At 27.9% G+C, this 19413-nt stretch carries 16 protein-coding genes; 4 read left to right on the top strand and 12 right to left on the bottom strand.

Annotated elements, in window-relative coordinates:
- Positions 1-333: 333 nt before the first annotated feature.
- From KGF45_RS08470 to KGF45_RS08460, 3 genes are all read left to right on the top strand, one after another.
- Positions 334-1134 (top strand): PIG-L family deacetylase, encoded by an 801-nt coding sequence (locus KGF45_RS08470; RefSeq protein ID WP_227842210.1) that lies wholly within the window; start codon positions 334-336, stop codon positions 1132-1134.
- Positions 1135-1318: 184 nt separating this feature from the next.
- Complete coding sequence (locus tag KGF45_RS08465; protein WP_227830473.1) at positions 1319-2035, top strand: response regulator transcription factor; 717 nt, start codon at positions 1319-1321, stop codon at positions 2033-2035.
- Positions 2004-3602: a sensor histidine kinase gene (locus KGF45_RS08460; protein ID WP_227842208.1), complete on the top strand. Its 1599-nt coding sequence runs from the start codon at positions 2004-2006 to the stop codon at positions 3600-3602. Before KGF45_RS08465 ends, KGF45_RS08460 begins: the two co-directional genes overlap by 32 nt.
- A gap of 225 nt (positions 3603-3827) precedes the next feature.
- On the opposite strand, the gene KGF45_RS08455 is transcribed toward KGF45_RS08460, so the two are convergent.
- From KGF45_RS08455 to KGF45_RS08405, 11 genes are all read right to left on the bottom strand, one after another.
- Positions 3828-4502, bottom strand: a complete 675-nt coding sequence (locus tag KGF45_RS08455) for a diguanylate cyclase (RefSeq protein ID WP_227829228.1) — start codon at positions 4500-4502, stop codon at positions 3828-3830.
- A 392-nt stretch (positions 4503-4894) separates the two neighbouring features.
- On the bottom strand, positions 4895-6397 hold the full coding sequence (locus KGF45_RS08450) for a phosphomannomutase/phosphoglucomutase (RefSeq protein WP_227829229.1): 1503 nt from the start codon (positions 6395-6397) through the stop codon (positions 4895-4897).
- Positions 6398-6504: 107 nt separating this feature from the next.
- Complete coding sequence (locus tag KGF45_RS08445; RefSeq protein WP_227829230.1) at positions 6505-7170, bottom strand: ribulose-phosphate 3-epimerase; 666 nt, start codon at positions 7168-7170, stop codon at positions 6505-6507.
- 32 nt (positions 7171-7202) lie between these two features.
- Positions 7203-7649: a ribose 5-phosphate isomerase B gene (rpiB, locus tag KGF45_RS08440; protein ID WP_227829231.1), complete on the bottom strand. Its 447-nt coding sequence runs from the start codon at positions 7647-7649 to the stop codon at positions 7203-7205.
- A gap of 139 nt (positions 7650-7788) precedes the next feature.
- Positions 7789-8709 (bottom strand): transketolase family protein, encoded by a 921-nt coding sequence (locus KGF45_RS08435; protein ID WP_227829232.1) that lies wholly within the window; start codon positions 8707-8709, stop codon positions 7789-7791.
- 2 nt (positions 8710-8711) lie between these two features.
- The gene (locus KGF45_RS08430; protein ID WP_227842206.1) at positions 8712-9524 is read right to left on the bottom strand and encodes a transketolase; all 813 of its coding nucleotides are present in this window, start codon (positions 9522-9524) and stop codon (positions 8712-8714) included.
- Between the two features lie 91 nt (positions 9525-9615).
- Complete coding sequence (locus tag KGF45_RS08425; RefSeq protein WP_227432711.1) at positions 9616-10647, bottom strand: zinc-binding dehydrogenase; 1032 nt, start codon at positions 10645-10647, stop codon at positions 9616-9618.
- Positions 10648-11700, bottom strand: a complete 1053-nt coding sequence (locus KGF45_RS08420; RefSeq protein WP_227432710.1) for a galactitol-1-phosphate 5-dehydrogenase — start codon at positions 11698-11700, stop codon at positions 10648-10650.
- Positions 11701-11830: 130 nt separating this feature from the next.
- Positions 11831-13105, bottom strand: coding sequence for a PTS galactitol transporter subunit IIC (locus KGF45_RS08415; protein ID WP_227482790.1), 1275 nt, complete (start codon positions 13103-13105; stop codon positions 11831-11833).
- 57 nt (positions 13106-13162) lie between these two features.
- Complete coding sequence (locus KGF45_RS08410) at positions 13163-13438, bottom strand: PTS sugar transporter subunit IIB (RefSeq protein WP_021385190.1); 276 nt, start codon at positions 13436-13438, stop codon at positions 13163-13165.
- A 67-nt stretch (positions 13439-13505) separates the two neighbouring features.
- The gene (locus tag KGF45_RS08405; RefSeq protein WP_227841403.1) at positions 13506-13964 is read right to left on the bottom strand and encodes a PTS sugar transporter subunit IIA; all 459 of its coding nucleotides are present in this window, start codon (positions 13962-13964) and stop codon (positions 13506-13508) included.
- A 487-nt stretch (positions 13965-14451) separates the two neighbouring features.
- Here KGF45_RS08405 and KGF45_RS08400 point away from each other — a divergent pair, with 487 nt between their 5' ends.
- Entirely contained in the window at positions 14452-15930 is a 1479-nt protein-coding gene (locus KGF45_RS08400; protein ID WP_227842205.1) for an arylsulfotransferase family protein, read from the top strand.
- A gap of 507 nt (positions 15931-16437) precedes the next feature.
- Here KGF45_RS08400 and KGF45_RS08395 read toward each other — a convergent pair.
- On the bottom strand, positions 16438-19362 hold the full coding sequence (locus KGF45_RS08395; protein WP_227842204.1) for a sigma 54-interacting transcriptional regulator: 2925 nt from the start codon (positions 19360-19362) through the stop codon (positions 16438-16440).
- Between the last annotated feature and the right edge of the window lie 51 nt (positions 19363-19413).

Raw genomic sequence — 19413 nt, 5'->3', positions numbered from 1 at the left:
ATTTTTATAGCGTCATTAAATGCTGTTATAAAATATCTCAATATGATAGATAAAACTATTCACTGTAAAAATAATTAACCAGAAATATGTGAAAAGAATTTTCCTAAGTTTATAAAAAATAAATTTGATAATCCAAAGGTGGCAATCATAGGATATCAACCATCTAAACCATCCCTTCTTTTTTCTTACTTATATATAAAATTTTTTTAATTTTACTTTAGCACAAAAAAAATTTATTCCATTAATCTACTCTATAATTTTTAGTTTTTAAGAAATAATTTTTAATACTTTGATTGATAATATAACTAAGACAGCTTTTCAGGAGATGATTAAATGACTCTTAAAAACAAGAAGTTTACTATAAATAAGTATGGAATTTTATCTATCATTTTAGTTTTATGCTTGATTTTAACAGGTTTTAATAGCTATATTAATTATAGTCATAGAAAATTTAAAGATTATGTTGTTTTCTATGTTCAACATCAAGATGATGAAGTATTGTGGGCTGGCAGTGCTATTGTAAACGCTGTAAAAGAAAGAGGAAAAAATCATGTATTTGTGGTTTTAGTATCTACTGGATGTGGTATATCTGTTTTCGATAGATATAAAAAATATGAAACTCTTACAGATAGCCAAAAATCAGAATATAGAAATAGAGAATTCTTAGCTTCTCTTAATAATCTAGGAGTAAAAAGAGAAAATATAATAATATTGCCAGAAAAAAATGTAAATGGTACTACTAATTTTAACTCTATGGAAGAAATTGCAATTACTTTTGAAAAAAAATTTAAAAGTGTAACCCATATAGCACATACTTATAAGTTAGATGACCATTTACAACATATAAAAAATGGCTCTGTCATTCAAGGTCTGTATAACTCTGGTCAAATCAAAGATGCCAAATACTTTGTAAAATCTAAGTTTGCTCATGAAATAAGTTTTAACAACAAAATAGTTTATAAAGCTCATTCTATTGAGGATTATGAAAAAGTAAAAAATGCGTGTGAACAATACAAACTTATTGATGAATCAGAATGCAGAGAAGGTATTGGTTATAAATCTGACCACAAGTCTTTTGATAAATTATTAAATGATAAAAATGTTCCTTCTATACTCCACACCCCTAATTTATAACAAATATTTATTTTAAAATAAATATTTGTTATAAATTCTTAATAATTATGAAACTCCTTTGTTATTTATATTTGTTAATATATTTTTAGAGCTAATCAGTTAATATACTTACTATTTTCTGAAACCAATTTTTAGTATAAAATAAAGATTGATTAAAAATAAAATTTCGAGGGGGAATAATAAAGTGAATCAAAATATATTGGTCGTAGATGACGATAAAGAAATAGTAGATGCTATAGAATTCTATTTAAGACCTGATAATCTTAATGTTTTAAAAGCATACGATGGCTTAGAAGCTTTGGATATATTAATTGAAAATGATATTAAATTAATAATAATGGATGTAATGATGCCTAATTTAGATGGTCTTAAAACTACACTCAAAATAAGAGAAAAAAAGAATATTCCTATAATCCTTCTATCTGCAAAATCACAAGATATGGATAAAATTATAGGTCTTAATATGGGCGCTGATGACTACATAACTAAACCATTTAATCCACTAGAACTTACTGCACGAGTAAAATCTCAACTTAGAAGATATATAAACTTAGGAGACTTTAGTAATACAAATAGCTCAAACGATACTAATTATGTTTTAAAAAGTGGAGGTCTTGAGCTAAATACAGATACAAAAATAGTTTCTTTAGATGGTGAAGAAGTTAAAATGACACCTCTTGAGTATAAAATACTTGCTCTTCTCCTATCACGAAAAGGAAAAATATTCTCCTCTCATGAGATTTATGAAAAAGTTTGGAATGAAGATGCTTATAGCTGTGAAAGAACTGTTGCTGTTCATATTAGAAGAATTAGAGAAAAGATTGAAGTAAACTCAAAAGAACCAAAATATTTAAAGGTGGTGTGGGGAATTGGTTACAAAATTGAAAAACTTAATTATTAATGATTCAAGAGCAAAATTTATTTTATTATTACTATTATTTCTCTCCTTTTCTACATTATTTGAAACAATATACGATTTAAATAATAACTTTATTGATATTAATCAGTATAATTATTTCTATAATGAGGAGATTATACCTTATTTCTATTATTTTGGTACGCCTTTATCCTTACCAAAAGCAAATTTAAAGTTTATTTGTGAAGGTATTACATTAGCAAGTTGTTTATTATCTGTGTTATTTCTTATATTATATAAAAAAAATAGCCAAAAGAAAGTTAAACTCTTAGAAAACATTATTACTTTCTTTTCTAAGATAAAAATTGAAATTATACTTATATTAATTTTAATACTTCTAGTATTACGATTTTACATATTTACAAATACTAAAATGTTCTACAATGCCAATTTAATTGTATTTAATTTTATTATTCTATCTGTAATTTATATAATATATGAAAATATAAAACATGGTGGCTATAATCCAAAAGATATGTCTATAACATATAGATTCTTTTCAGACCTTGTTAGCATATATAATAGAAAAACTATAAATAAGAAACTAGCTATAACTTTTTTAATCTCTATAGTTATACAAGCAATTATTCAGTACATAGTTTTAGTATTATTTATGCGTGTATATTATGCGGAGGCAATAGTTATAGAGGTTTTATTCACACTTGTAAGTATAATTTCTTATTCTTCTATATACAACTTTTTATCTACTAAGTTTAATTACATAAATAATATCTCGAAAAATATAAAAAATATTGAAAATGGAAATCTAAAATATAAGTTGGAAGTGATAGGAGACGATGAAATATCTGATTTATCCAAAAGCATAAATAGTATAACAGATGGTCTTGAGGCTGCTGTAGATGCTAATATAAAAAGTGAAAGAATGAAGACAGAGCTTATAACAAATGTATCTCATGATTTAAAGACTCCACTTACATCTATATTAAGCTATGTTGATATGTTAAAAAATAATGACTTTGATAAAGAAACAATAAACGACTATATAAATATTTTAGATAAAAAATCACAAAGATTAAAATTATTAATAGAGGATATATTTGAAGCTTCTAAGCTTAGTAGTGGTGATGTGGAATTTAATATAACAAAAACTGATATAAAAGAGCTCTTAATTCAAAGTATAGTAGAACTTGAAGATAAAATTCAAAACAGTAATTTAGATTTTATAATAGAAACACCTGAAGAATCTGTATTTACTATGATAGATGGAAAAAAGACTTGGAGGGTATTTGAAAACCTGATTGGCAATATACTAAAATACTCTATGAAAAATACTAGAGTTTACATAGATATGTTTATAAAGGATGAAGATATAATAGTAACATTTAAAAATATTTCAAATGATAAACTAAATCTAAAACCAGAAGAATTAATAGAAAGATTTAGAAGAGGTGATATATCGAGAAATACAGATGGCTCCGGTCTGGGCTTATCAATTTCTCAAAATATAATTGAACTACAAAATGCAGCTATGGAAATAATTATAGATGCTGATTTATTTAAAGTAGCCCTTTCTTTTAAAAAAATTAATTAATATTAAATACATAAGGTTGTAAATTTCAAAATAATTTTTATTTTAAATTACATGCTATAAATGGTTAACTTGCAATTTACAACCTTATTAAAATCATAAAACTATTTTTAATATACTTATATACTTACTCTAATATATAGTCTTATTTTTTCCTGATTTTTTAGCTTTATATAGTTTTTTATCTGCCTCACTTAAAAATGCTTCAAAAGAGTCAAAGTCTATCCATTAAGAAATTCCAATACTTACAGTTATTTTATAGTCAAGGTCTTTAAATTTATATTTAAGTAGACTATTATGAACTTTAGATTCAATATGAATTGCTTTTTCTATATTTTCTGTCAAAACAATAAATTCATCTCCACCGTATCTACCAGCAAATAAATAGTAATCTCTAAATGATTGAATGATGTAGGCCATCACTCTTATAACCTCATCTCCCACTAAATGCCCATAATTATCATTTTCAGCTTCCATTAAACTTATCGGAAAATACTCACCTATTTTTTGTAAATCATTTGCAACAGAAGTATGAACACTACTTATTAATATTTCTCCCTCACATTCAACACATAAGTATGTTATTCTTATTTCTACTTGAAAATTATAACCTTTTTTAGTTTTCTTACCAACTAGATACTCTCCAAATACAGCATGTAAATTTTTTGAATATTCTTTACTATCTAACCATAACTTTTCTAAAATAAAACTATCTGGTGATTGTTTTACATACTCTTCTAATAAATACTCTACTTTTTCAATACTATTCCCTACTTCAAACTTTCCAGTACCAATCCAACATATATTTTTGTGAAAAAAAGACATACATTTTTTCACATCCCTATCTACAAAATATGCATTTATAAACTGCTCAACACGTTCAACATATTTGTCCTTAAACATAATATTATTATCCCCTTATCGTTCTAATAAAGTTATTATATAATGACATTGTGTATTTGTTTAAAGAAAAAATTTTATATCTATACATAATTATTTTTTATGCTTTTTAAGAGTAAACAAGAAAAAAACCTCCTTGGAGGTCTCTTTCTAAATGTTGGGGTTTATATTTACATATTTATTTGATTATACCTTTTAGTGCGATATTAATACATTTTAAATTATATTTCTCTATAAATCATCATGTATTTCATCTCTCTGTATTTATAATATCACATAGAATTTCCATAATCAGTTACATATCTGTTACCTAAGATTACAATTTTGTAATATTTGTAATCTTAGGTATAAATTTACATCCATTCTTTAATATAAGTATATGCTTTTTATTAATCCTAAAGACCTTTTAAGTCATATTTTTCTAGGAAAAGTTTTAATTCAGAGTAAATTTCTTCTGCTCCACCAACTTTATTTGATTCAATATTTAAAGCTAACAATGGCTCATGTAATGATATTCTAAGTAAAAACCAACCATCTCCATTTGCTTCATTACAATTAACTCTTATACCTTCAAAGTTATTTGGTGCAACAGACCATCCATCAACATCATTAATATGAGAATCTAATTCTTTTAATATATCTTCTGCATATGGTCTAAAATCTTCTTTATTGATGCCTATTCTAACTTCTTTTTCTTCCTTTGCTTCTTCAAGGTTTTCTATCAATTCTTCTATAGTCTTTCCTTCTAAAGAAAGTTTTGCAACTTTTATTAAAATTTTAGCTATTAAATATGCTCCATCATCTAAAAAATAATTTTCTTTTAAAGCAGCATGTCCAGATGTCTCTATAGCTAAATGGCACTCTTCACCTTCACTATTTAATCTTATAGCTTCATTTATTACATTTTTATATCCTCTTTTAAATCTATGATGTCTTCCTCCTAATTCGCTTATGAATTTAGCAAGACCTTCTGAAGTAATAGAATCAGTTACTATAGCTGTATTTGGATGTTCTTCTAATATTATTGATGATATAACAGCTATAAGAGCATTTTTATTTATTGGTTTACCATTTTTACCTACAATAGCAGCTCTATCTACATCTGTATCAAATATTATTCCTAAATCACTCTTATTATCTAATACGGCTTTGCAGATGCTTTCCATTGCTTCTTTATTTTCAGGATTTGGTATATGATTTGGGAACATACCATCTGGGTTCAAAAATTGACTACCTGTTGTATCTGCTCCCAGGATGTGTAAAACTTTTTCATCAAAAAAACCTCCAGCTCCATTTCCTGCATCAACTAGTATTTTAAGTCCAGAAAAAGGCTTTTCATAGTTTTTACTTGAGTTTACACCTATTCTAATTTTATCTATCAATAAATTAGAATAATCTTCTATTAAATTTTTTACTACAACTGTACCTTTTTTTTCTACTCTTTCAGACTGTACACTATCATTTTTAACAGCTATATCCAACATTTCTTTTATATCTGTTTTTTCTAGACCACCATTTTCTGTAAAAAACTTTAATCCATTGTAGTAATAAGGTAAATGACTAGCTGTAATCATAATTGACCCATCAGAGTGGTATCCATCCATAATAGTTGTCATAAACATTGCTGGTGTTGTAGCAATCTCACAATCAATTACATTACAATTATCATTGATTAAAGTTTCAATAACAGTGTTTCTAAATTGACTCCCTGTTATTCTAGAATCAGTTCCTATTGCAACAGTTACTTTGTCTTTTTTAGTTTTTTCTTTTAACCAAATATGAAATGCTTTAGCTATTTTTTTTACTTCTTCTACAGTTAAATTAACTTCCTTAGAATCATTTTTATATGCTATTCCTCTAATATCTGTCCCATTTTGCAGTTTGTATATGTCACCCATAAACATTCTCCTTACTCAATTAAAATTTTTATTAAATATTATAAAATTCCTAACTTATTTAAAATTTACATTATCTAAATATACAAATTTTATAATTTTATTATTAACTATTTTATACTTTCTTTTAGCTCTCTTATCTTCTCTTTATATGAAATTGGAGGCTTGTCATTAAATAAAGCTGATGTACCAACAACATATATATCGACTTTTTTGCCATTCATAAGTCTAATAGTATCTTTATTTATATTTCCATCAACTTCTATAAATGGAGGATTATCATAATCTTTTAATATCTCTGTAAGCTTATCTAACTTATCTAAAACAGAGAGATTAAACTTTTGACCTGCAAATCCTGGATTTACTGTCATTACTAAGATACCCTCAACTAAACCTATATATTCTTCTATTTTATCTACACTAGTTTGGGGACTTATTGCTAACACTGGCCCTATTCCATAATCTCTCAACTTTTGTATATCAGCTTTTACATCTGTGCTTGATTCCACATGAAAAGAAATATACTTTGGTTTTATATAAGACATCATATCAATATACTTATTTGGAGTTTCTGTAGCTAAATGAATATCTAAAGGTATAGTTGTATTTTCGCTTATTGACTTTAATAGTTCTGGTCCCATGGCTAAGTTTTTGACAAATATTCCATCCATAACATCACAGTGAAGCAATTTTACATCAGCCTCTTCAAGAGCTTCTAGTTCTTTTTTTAAGTTCATTTGGTCTGCACACATTATTGAAGCACAAATAATAGACATAACTTTCCTCCTTAGTCATAAATTTTCATTATTTATAAGTTTTCATTTTCTATATCATCAATCATTTGTAATCTTCTTGCATGTCTTTCTCCATTATAACTTGAATTTAACCATTCTTCAACAATTCTCATTGCTAATCCTTTTCCAATAACTCTTTCCCCTAAACAAAGTACATTTGTATTATTGTGTTCTCTTGTAGCTTGAGCTGAAAAACAATCTGACACAACTGCTGCTCTAATTCCTTTAAATTTATTTGCGGCAATAGACATACCTATTCCTGTACCACAACAAAGTATACCTAAATCTGATTTTTTACTTTGAACATTTTGACTTACTTTTTTTGCATATATTGGAAAATCTACACTTTCTTTTGAATTTGTTCCTACATCTTCAACTTCTATACCTTTATTAATTAAGTTTTCTTTTATAAATTCCTTTAACTCGTAACCACCATGGTCACACCCAATAGATATTTTCATTAAAAAGCACCCCTTTTTATATAATATTTTACAATTATCGTAAAAATAAAGCTGTCCCATTGTAGAAATTTCTTTCTATTTTTAAGACAGCTTTAATTGATTTATATCAAATCAATTTATTATTCAATGATATTTACATCTATAATAATTCTTTTATATTTTTTACTATATCTTCAGTAGTTAATCCGTAATGTTTTAATAAGTCTGCTGGTGTACCTGATTGACCAAATACATCCTTAACACCAATTCTTCTAACTACTACATCTTTAGTTTCTGCTAAAGCTTCACATACAGCTGAACCTAAACCACCAATTATACTGTGCTCTTCTGCTGTAACTACTTTTCCAGTTTTCTTAGCACTTTCTTTTATTAATGTTTCATCTAAAGGTTTTATTGTAGATATATTAACAACTTCTACATTTACACCTTCTTTAGCAAGTTCTTCTGCTGCTTCTAATGCTTTTGCTACCATTATTCCTGTAGCTATTACTGTTATATCAGAACCTTCTCTTAAGACAGTTCCTTTTCCTATTTCAAATTTATAGTTTTCACTGTTTACATCTGGAGTTGCAGCTCTACCTAATCTTATATATACAGGTCCATTATAATCAATAGATGCAAATAGTGCTTGTCTTGCTTCTAAAGCATCTGCTGGATTTAATACAACCATATTTGGTATACCTCTCATTAAAGATATATCTTCTATAGCTTGATGACTTCCTCCATCTTCTCCTACTGTTACTCCTGCATGAGTCGCTGCTATTTTAACATTTAAGTTTGGATATGCTACAGAGTTTCTTATTTGCTCATAGCCTCTTCCTGCTGCAAATATTGCAAAAGTACTTGCAAAAGGTATCTTTCCACAAGTAGCAAGACCTGCTGCTGTACCAATCATGTCACCTTCTGCTATCCCCATATCAAAAAATCTATCTGGGGCAACTTCTTTAAATGATATACTTTTTGTAGCTTTTCCTAAGTCTGCATCCAATACTACTATATCTTTATTTTCTGCAAGTTCTTTTAACACTTGTCCGTAAGCTTCTCTAGTTGCTATTCCCATTCCTATAGACCTCCTTCTAAATCTTTCAATGCTTGTTCTGCTTGTTCTGCATTTGGAGCTGTTCCATGCCATGCAGCATTGTTTTCCATAAATGAAACACCTTTACCTTTTACAGTCTTAGCTATTATTACTGTTGGTTTTCCTGTAACTTTTTTAGCTTCATCTATTGCATTTCCTATTTCATCAAAACAATGTCCATTTATTACTATTACATTCCATCCAAAAGATTTAAATTTGTCATCTACTGGACTAACATTCATTACTTCTTCATTAGAACCATCTATTTGTAATCCATTTAAGTCAACAAATGCAATTAAGTTATCTAATTTATAATGTGATGCTGTCATTGCAGCTTCCCATATTTGACCTTCTTGGATTTCTCCATCACCTAATATAGTATACACTGTGTAGTCTTTATTGTCTAATTTACCAGCTAGTGCCATACCATTTGCAGCAGATAAACCTTGTCCAAGAGAACCAGTAGACATATCTATTCCTGCTACTTTTTTCATGTCTGGATGTCCTTGTAACTTAGAACCAAATTTTCTAAGTGTCAATAATTCTTCTTCTGGGAAAAATCCTTTTTCTGCTAATGTAGCATATAAAGCTGGTGCTGCATGACCTTTTGATAGAACAAATCTATCTCTATCATCCATTTTTGGATTTTCTACACATATGTTCATTTTATCAAAATATAACACTGTTAACATATCAGCTATTGATAATGAACCACCTGGATGCCCGCTTTTAGCTTCTGCAACCATTTTTATTATGTTTTTTCTAATATTATTAGAATGATCTCTAAGAGTGCTCATACTTTTTTCCTCCTGTTATTTTTTAAGACCTTACATTTTTTTATCCTACAGTAGATTTTACAATTTTTTTTAAAATAATACAAATGTTTTTTTAAGATTTTACTGCAACTTTTATTTCTTCTCCGTTCATTAAAGCTGTAATACCCTCTTTAAATTCGTCTAAACCAACAGTTCTTGTAACTAATGCTTCTGTATTTACTTTTCCACTAGCCATTAAATCTAATGCTATAATCCAAGAACTTGGTTTTTGTGATCTACTTCCAATATATTGTAACTCTCTTTGAATTATTGCTTCTTGATCCATTTCATTTAGTTTTTTAGCAAATATTCCAACTTGTACGAAAGTTCCTTTCTTTCTAAGTAATCTTAAAGCTTCATTAACTGCTGGCATAAATCCAGAACAATCAAATCCTTTATTTACTCCATTTCCATCAGTCATTTCATTTACTACATCTGCTAGACTTTCTTCCATTACGTTTACAGTTCTATCTACTCCAAGATTTTTAGCTATTTCTAATCTTTCTTTATCTTTTGTAACACCAGACATTATAACTGTAGCACCTTGAGATTTAACAACTTGAGCTAATAATAAACCTATTGGCCCTGGTCCTATTATTAATACTGTATCATCACTTTCTATAGTAGTTTTTTCAAGAGCTGCATGAACACAACAAGCTAGTGGCTCTGTAAGAGCTGCTGATAATAAAGATACATTTTCAGGAAGTACATGTATGCTTTCCTCTCTTGATAATACATACTCAGCAAAACTTCCATCTGCTTGAGTACCAATACCTTTTCTAGTTGGGCATAAATTGTAGTCTTTAGTTGCACAATATATACATTTTTCACAAGTTGCAAAAGTAGTTTCTGATGTAACTCTATCTCCTACTTTTATATTTTTAACATCTTCACCAATTTCTACGACAATTCCAGAAAATTCATGACCTAAAGTTACTGGAGCTTTTATATTTGCATATTCACCTTTAAATGAATGTATATCTGAACCACATATACCACTGTATTCTACTTTTATTTTAACTTTATCTCCTGTAGCTTTTGGCTCTTCTACCTCTAATACTTCTACATTATCATAACCTGGTTTAGTTTTAACTACTGCCTTCATTTATTTTTCAACCCCTTGTGGTAAAATTAATATCTTATTAAATTCTTCTTTTCTATCTCTTATCATTTCAAATGCTTTATAAGTATCTTCAAGTGAAAATCTATGAGATACCATTTCTTTTAATTTTATTTTTCCTTCATTAACTAAAGTGATTCCTTTAGTCCATTCTTGTCCTGGGAATGGTGCAGAATAAGAATTCCAGAAACCTTTTAACTCTAGTTCTTTTCTAAATATATTTTCAAATGCTTCCTCAGATAAAGTTATATCTGAATATGCTATTCCTAAAAATCCTATTTTACTTTTCTTTTTAGTTATAAGTAAACATTGTTCCTGAGTTATTTTAGAACCTGCACATTCAAGTGCTATATCAACACCTTTTCCACCAGTAAGTTCTTTTATTTTTTCTACTGGGTTTACATCTTTAGCATTAATTATTATATCAGCACCTAATTCTTTTGATTCTCTTAATTTATTATCAGATATATCAACTGCTATAATTGTTCCAGCTCCTGCTATCTTAAGTCCTTGTATTACTAGTTGACCCATTGTTCCACTACCCATTACAGCTACAGTATCTCCAACTTGGATACCTATATTAAGTACTCCATGCATAGCAACTGCAAGTGGTTCTATCATAGCAGCATCTTCAAAATCCATGTCTCCTATTGGTAAAACATTTGTAGCTTTTATATTTGCATATTCTGCAAAAGCTCCAAAAGTTTTAGCTCCTAACATACCATGGTCATCACATAATGAAAATAACCCTCTCTTACAATATTCACATTCATTGCAAGGTATAAAAGGAATTGCAACTACTCTATCTCCAACTTTTACATTTTTTACATCCTTACCAACTTCTGCAATTACTCCAGAAAATTCATGCCCTGGTATAGCTGGAACTGGATATTTCCAATGTTTTAATACTCTTGGAGGATCTGACCCACATATTCCTGCTGCCATAACTTTTATTTTTACTTCATCACTTTCACATGGTTTTATTTCTATATCTTCAAATCTCATATCATTTGTGCCATGTAATACTGCTGCTTTCACGATAAATCTCCTCCTTTTGTATTTTTTATTTTTTAAAAATTTATAAAAAATATTACTCTTTTCTAGTAGCTGCTAAATGTTAAATTTTCGCATACTTTACTAAAAAAGAGTAATCTCTATTAACTAAATATTAGAATATTCCAAGTGAAGAAACTAATTGAGATAATTTCAATATTCCCCATTTTAGTAAGTTACCACCTGTATCTATACTTGTAACCATTGTTGTTCCTTCTGGCATCATATTTGCTTGTTGTAATAATTGCGTATGAACATCTGCAAAATTTGTAGCCATATAAAGTGATATAGCTATTACTATAGTTCCTGTTATAACTGATTGAACTATATTACCTTTTCTAAAACATACTATAAATGCCATATAGAATGGTATTGTTGCTAAGTCACCAAATGGTAAAACTTTATTTCCTGGTAATATAACTGCTAAGAATAAAGTTATAGGAACAAGTATAAGAGCTGTTGATATAACTGCTGGATGTCCAGTTGCTACTGCTGCATCTAGACCTATATAAAGTTCTCTATCTCCATATTTTGCTTGTAAGAAATCTCTTATTGATTCTGAAATTGGAATTAAACCTTCCATCAATATTCTAACCATTCTAGGCATAAGTAACATTACTGCACCCATTGATATACCTACATTGAATATTCCTGCTACATCGTATCCAGCAAGCGCTCCAAGTATTATCCCTAGTATAATCCCCATCATCATTGGTTCACCAAATATACCGAATTTTTTTTGTATAGAATCTGGGTCTGCTTGTATTTTATTTATTCCTGGTATTTTTTCAACAAATTTACCTACTAAATATCCAAGTGGAGCAAATGAAGCTGTTGAACCAGTTGGTAATGCTATACCTTCCAAATCATAAAACTCCTGAACATTCTTGGCTGTTTTTTCTGCAATAAATAGTACTAATAATTCCATTAATATCGCACAGAATATAGCCCAGATATAACTTCCTGTTACTATATATCCAACTGCACCTGCTACTATAAAGTGCCAATAATTCCATATATCAACGTTTAATATCTTTGTTTTATTGAAGTATAATAATAGTAAGTTTACTAATAAACAAACTGGTATTAATATTGGTGCAACTGGTGAAGCCCATGTTGCTGATGCTGTTGTTGGCCAACCAACATCTATTACTGTTAAATTAAGTCCAAATCTCTCAACCATTCCTTGAGCTGCTGGCCCTAGTGTTGAAGTTAATAGGTTTACAACTAAGTTTATACCCACAAACCCTATACCAATTGTAAGACCTGATTTTAAAGCTTTTGTAAACTTAATTCTAAATATCATTCCTAAGACTACAATTGTTATTGGTAGTATTACTGTTGGTCCCATATTTAAAATATACTGTACTACTGCTAATAATTTATCCATTTATAAATCCTCCTTTTTCTGTTTTTTAAATATGATTTCAATTTATTTATGCTAGGATTATTTTAAAGCATCTAGTATTTTCTTATCTAATGCTGCTGTATTTACTCCAGTTATATATGCTGTTGCTTTTATTGCTGGTATATTATAAGTTGTTGGTAATATAGTTGTTGATACTATTAAATCTGCTCCATCTTGCTTTGTTGCACATTCAGCTATTTTGCATTGTATAACTTCTGCTTGTATATTATTTTCTTTAACTAATCTTTCTACCTTGTCACAAACTACTGTTGATGTTGCTATTCCTGCTCCACATGCTACTAATATTTTTTTCATTTTTATTTCCTCCTAATAATTTTTATTTTCTTATTTTTATTGTTAGTACTTTTTATTCTTTTATTTTTTATAAAGACTTTATTGTCTTTAAAACTTCTTCTTTATCAGTAGAATCCATTAGCTTCTCAACTAATTCTTTATTTTGCATAATCCCCATCAATTCTGTTAATACAGATAATTGACTGTGCGGTTGATTAAGCCCCAAAACGAAAGCCAAATTTACAGATACTTTTTCATCTTGGTCTTCCATAGAACTAAATACTACTGGTTCATTAAAAGTACAGACTGCTATAAATTGTTCTTTAATATATTCTGCATCTGTATGTGGTATTGCTACTCCATAATCACCTAAGTTTAAGCCTGTTGGAAATACATTTTCTCTTCCTAGTATTTTTTCTCCAAATTCTTCTTTTACAAAGCCTAATTCAAAAACTTTATTATGTATTTCCTTAAAGAAATCTTCTTTTGTTTTACAATCCATTTTAAGGTTTATAACTTTATCACTTACAAAATTTATAAACTCCATATTTGCACCTCCTAATTGCTCTTATCTCATATCTTGTTTTCTTGTCTTTATATAAAGCATATACCGTGCCAAAAAGTGGCTTTTTTTGTGAAATAAAAGAAAACATTTTCCCAAAAACAATGTTCAATTGTAGGATTTTAGCCAACTTTCATAGATAAATTTTTTTTAATTTTTATTTTAATTTTTACTTGTTAAGCACTTAACTATCCATATATTTTTTTATTTTCGTGGTTTTTTTTGTTACAGGAATGGTTTTTTTATTTTTTATGAATGGTTTTTTCTGTTTCTTAGCTATTTTATAAAATTATTCAATCCAAATAGCATTAATTTTCATATTTATTGTTTAGTTATTTTACTGTGAATGAATTTTCATGTAATTGTCTAGCAAAATTCACGTTATGCATAATTAAATTCATAGTATGTTTTTATTTATATAATAAAATCAATATGAAAATATAAAAAACTTAATATGAAAAGGGGATTAAGAATGAAAAGAAAAAATTTATTAAAGGTAGTATTTTTATGTAGTATTTTATTTGTTTCTGGTATTTTCGTAAAACAAGTCTTTGCATCTCAAAGTAATTCGAAAAAAACACTTAATATAACTGTAAATGGTTATGATGTAACACTATCTAAGGAAGGGATTTTTAATAGTCAAAACGTAAAGCAACTTAATTCAACAAATCAAAATAGTATAACAATAAAAAATCCTAAAAGTGTAAACAGTGTCAAAATAGATGATAAAGAAATTAATGTAAATGATAAATCTACTTTTAAATTGAAAGAAATCAACAGCTCTTCTAAGGTAAAAATATCTGTAATGTATAATGGTGAAAACTCATATAGAAATTATTATATAAACTCTCTTTCAAAAGATTTTCCAAAGTATACTGTTACTGCAAACAGCCCTTATGATGGTGATTATTATCTTACTACACACAATGAAGAACATAATTTTGTATTTAAATTAAATAACCAAGGAAATATAATTTTTTACAAGGAAGTCGAATCAAATCCTTTTGATTTTAAAAAAATAACTACAGATGATGGTAAAGTTAGATATGGATATTTACTTCAAGATAAAGACTCAACAAAGCGAATAAGTTCTGTTGGATACTCACCAACATATCTTGTAATATTAGATGAAAATTATAATGAAATAAATAAAATTACTATGGAGAAAAGTAAAAACATAGAATCTGGTACTGAGTTAGAAAACCATGACTTTATATACATAGATGATAATCACTATATTGTTTCTAGTTATCAAAAGACTAAGGCGACAAATATTCCTTCAAAATTGAGTAAAGGAAATTCTCCTTATGTAGTAAATAGTGTATTACAAGAAATAAAGGATGGAAAAGTTGTATGGCAATGGGAAAGCATTGACCATGAAAATCTATATGCAGAAAGTGTTGAACAAAATAATTTTAGCGAAAAAAGTGATACATCCTTAGATTATGTACATTTTAATTCTATGACTATCGACCCAAAAGACGGAAATCTAATCTGCTCATTCAGAAATTTAGATGAAGTGATTAAATTAGATAGAAAAACAGGAGAAATTATTTGGACTCTAGGAGGATTAGGCGATGAGTACAATTTAACGGATAATCAAAAGTTCTCAAGACAACATAACGCTAGAATTACAGATGATGGCTATATAACTTTGTATGATAATGGTGTAAAAAATAAATCTACAAGAGTTATTAAAATAAAATTAGATGAAGAAAATAAAAAAATTACTGAATATCACTCATATGACATAAATGACTACTACAAATATATGGGTTCGGTTCAAGAAATAGATAGTGAAAAAGATGTATTCTTAGTTGGCACTGGTGGAAAGGCTGGAGAAGAACAAGACTTAGTGGCTATGGAAAAAGATTTTTCTAATGATAAAGTTTATTTTAAGTTTTCATTCAAAAGTGGTGAAAGCATGTATAGATGTTATAAAATCAAGTAGCACATATTTAGAAAATATAAATCTCTAAAATATACAATAAATCCTGCAATAACAATGAAAATGTCCATGTTTACCTGCAGGATTATTCATTTTTCATCAATCAGTATTTTTTATAAAACTCACACTTCCTTTAGTTTTCTTCCCTGTAGCAGTAATTTTATATGTTCCACTTTCATCAACCCTTACTTGAAATGTACTTGTCTTGAGATTCTTCCCTTCGAAAACAGGCTTTTTATCATCTTCTTGTATGAAATTATTTTCTAAATCATTATGATGACCACTCTGTAATTTTTTAACATAATAACTTATCTTTATTATATCTTCTATATTTTAGTTTTAAAATAGTTTATATATTCTATTTATCAATAAAGAAAGCTAATCCTATAAAATCATATAAATCAATTTCATAGAATTAGCCTTACATCAAGTAATTAACTACTTAGCAATTAAGTAATTTTAAATTTTATATTAAAGCAAATTTTTTGTGTCTATCTTTTCTATACTTAGTTAACTTAAAATTTCTTTTATTTCGTTTTTATCTTCAGTATTTAATAAAACTTCTAAAGTATGTTGGTCATTAATCTTTGAAAATAAGCTTCGTATTTCTTTTTTATTATTCTCTTTAAGTGCTAATAAAACCACTAAATCTACCATAAATTTATTATCCCACACTATGGGCTTATTTAATCTTGCTATAGCTATTGCTGGTTTTATAACATTTTCTGGGAGCCCATGTGGTACAGCAACTTTTGAAGCCATTACAACACTTCCCATAGCTTCCCTTTTATACACACTTAATATATATTTTGAGTCTACATACCCACCTTCTTCAAGCTTTGATACAAGAGTATCGATTATATACTCCTTTGAGATTCCTTCAAAATCATATAAAATCAAATCTTCATGTATTAAATTATTCAATTGATTATCGCTACTCAAAGATGGTTGTTTATTATTTAAATGTTCTAATACCTTGTTAATTCCATTTTTTCCAAGTACCTCATTATAAGAAATAAAAGGTACATTTTTATAATCTATATCAATTGTGCCACAAATAGCAATAATATTATATTCAGCTTCAATGTCATTTAATTCATCTTCTAAATTATTATTTAAAAAAGCAATTGGCTTTACTTCAATTGAAGCATCATATTCCTCAATTTGCTTTTCTATATGTTCCTTTAAGTTTAAAGCTGTGCCTACCCCACTTAAACATAATGTAATAATTACATTTTTCTTTCCATATTCATTTTTTCTATAACTAAATTTATTTGTGTTTACCATAGCATAATTTTTATTTTTCTTTAAATCCGCTATTATACCATCTAAACTTTTTCCTTCAATTGTAGCCAATTTTCCTGCTTCCATTGCTAATAATGTATCCACCCTATTTACAGTCTTGCATCTAATACCAAGTCTTTTTTCAACCTCATCACCAAGGATTACTAAAGAACCCATATCAATTAGAACTAAAATTCCTTTTTGTGCTTCTATCTTTTTAAGTTCTTCTAATACATGTTCTATTCCTTCTGATGGTGAATCTGTAAGTGCTATTTCTATACCCAATGTACATTCTATACCAAGGATATGATTTACAACATTAGACATTTCAATTCCAACCTTACCATGTGTAACTATAACTACTTTTACTTTATCTTTTATACTTTCTTCATTGTAACAAAATTTATTTATATAATATGCTAAATATCCAAGTTCATCCTCTGGGAATGTAACTTGTGTTAAATCTTCCACTATTCCCATTACATATCTGGATAATTCATATTCCATTGGCATTGATGCTTTTATCTTATCCAAACTTGGATTTATTATAGTTTTTCCATCTTTTATTCTATCTATAGCATGCTCAATATGAATCGCTAAAGCTAAATACAACCCTTGATTTACATGTTTAAATTGCTCTTTAATAAATACAATTACTTTGTCCATTATCTCTAGTGTGTATTCTTTTAACTGTCCTCCCCAATCTATTCGACTTCTTCTATCAGACAAGTTTTTATTGTTTTTAATAGCATTAAATTTATTATCTAATTTTTCTATAAATGCATTTTTTAATTCTTCTTCTGAAAAACACTTACTTTCTAGAACCTTCAATTCTTTTTCTGCATAATTGTATATTTCACTTATCTCATTATCAGACAAAATTCTATTTTTTCCACTTACTAACTCACTAATATCTATATATATATCTTCAACTGAAAACTCAGAATACTTTTCATCTTCACAATTACAATCATAATATCCACTTTTTATATAATCTCTTAAGCTATCTAAATCTATAATTACCTTGTCACTAGAAAATATTGCCTTACTAAAAGCTCTAGCACAAGTTACTTGTATATCACTCTTTAACTGCCCTATATTCCCAGTACATTTATAATTCATAAGTGCACACATCACTTCTTTAGTTATTATAAAGTTTTTATTTACTCTTTTTGCTTCTCTTTCAAAGAATTTTATTATTATTTCATATCTTTCAGATTTCGGTCTTTCACTCATATTAGGTAAATTTATTACCATTGGTATACGTCTTCTAAATGTTTGAAGTAAATTAGAATCTGGATTTTCTGTTGTAGCACTTATTATGAGAACATTTGCCTTTCTATTAGAACTACTCTCTCCTAATCTCCTAAATTCACCTCTATCTATTAAAGAAAATAATATCTCTTGACCAGCAGCAGGTAATCTATGAATTTCATCCAAAAACAAAATTCCATTATTGGCTTGCTCTACAAGACCCTCTCTATTTGCATCTGCTCCTGTGTATGCACCTTTTACTACTCCAAATAGCTGAGCTATCAATAGGTTAGGATTTTCTGCATAATCTGCACAGTTAAATACTATGAATGGACTATTTTCTTCTTTGATATTATTTTTCACAGCATATTTGTACATACATGTAGCTAACTCACTCTTACCTACACCTGTTTCCCCATATATTATAGTATGAAGACCATTAGGAGGATACATTATTGCTGATTTAGCTAGGTTTACTTTCTCTTTCAAACTACCTTTTATACCTATTAATTCTTCAAACCCATCCTCTTCTACAGCCTTACTAACTTTTACATGCTTTCCAGAGGATACTAGTTCTTTATCTTTTATTTCAGCTTTCGGTTGGCTTAAATTTTCTTCTTTTAGTAATTTTGATACTGCACTTCTTGATATATTATAGCCATTTTCGGTTAAAATTTCAGTTATTTTTCTTTCAGACATTTGTGGATTCTCATTTACAATCTTAGATATATCTTTTATTAAGATTTGTTTTCTTCTTTCTCTTGAATCTAAAATATTATGTTTTTTTCTAACTGCTATTACTTCAGACCTAGCTACATTTAATATTTCAGCAAGTTCTTGGTCAGTGTATGGATTTTTCTTGTCTTCTCTTTGTATCTCTCTTAATATTTTATCCATATTTCGCCTCCTTACTTTAAATTTTAGTTTATTTCAATATATTATACACCA

Origin of the sequence: Clostridioides sp. ZZV14-6154, assembly GCF_020657785.1 — a bacterium.
Lineage (GTDB): Bacteria > Bacillota > Clostridia > Peptostreptococcales > Peptostreptococcaceae > Clostridioides.
Note: the sequence above shows the minus strand (reverse complement) of the source record. Positions and strands in the feature narration are given on the sequence as shown.

Coding starts and splice junctions, on each gene's coding strand:
- KGF45_RS08395 (WP_227842204.1), bottom strand. CDS start 19,362: ATGGATAAAATATTAAGAGAGATACAAAGAGAAGACAAGAAAAATCCA.
- KGF45_RS08410 (WP_021385190.1), bottom strand. CDS start 13,438: ATGAAAAAAATATTAGTAGCATGTGGAGCAGGAATAGCAACATCAACA.
- KGF45_RS08470 (WP_227842210.1), top strand. CDS start 334: ATGACTCTTAAAAACAAGAAGTTTACTATAAATAAGTATGGAATTTTA.
- KGF45_RS08415 (WP_227482790.1), bottom strand. CDS start 13,105: ATGGATAAATTATTAGCAGTAGTACAGTATATTTTAAATATGGGACCA.
- KGF45_RS08455 (WP_227829228.1), bottom strand. CDS start 4,502: ATGTTTAAGGACAAATATGTTGAACGTGTTGAGCAGTTTATAAATGCA.
- KGF45_RS08405 (WP_227841403.1), bottom strand. CDS start 13,964: ATGGAGTTTATAAATTTTGTAAGTGATAAAGTTATAAACCTTAAAATG.
- KGF45_RS08425 (WP_227432711.1), bottom strand. CDS start 10,647: ATGAAGGCAGTAGTTAAAACTAAACCAGGTTATGATAATGTAGAAGTA.
- rpiB (WP_227829231.1), bottom strand. CDS start 7,649: ATGAAAATATCTATTGGGTGTGACCATGGTGGTTACGAGTTAAAGGAA.
- KGF45_RS08430 (WP_227842206.1), bottom strand. CDS start 9,524: ATGAGCACTCTTAGAGATCATTCTAATAATATTAGAAAAAACATAATA.
- KGF45_RS08400 (WP_227842205.1), top strand. CDS start 14,452: ATGAAAAGAAAAAATTTATTAAAGGTAGTATTTTTATGTAGTATTTTA.
- KGF45_RS08435 (WP_227829232.1), bottom strand. CDS start 8,709: ATGGGAATAGCAACTAGAGAAGCTTACGGACAAGTGTTAAAAGAACTT.
- KGF45_RS08445 (WP_227829230.1), bottom strand. CDS start 7,170: ATGTCTATTATTTGTGCTTCAATAATGTGTGCAGACCAAATGAACTTA.
- KGF45_RS08450 (WP_227829229.1), bottom strand. CDS start 6,397: ATGGGTGACATATACAAACTGCAAAATGGGACAGATATTAGAGGAATA.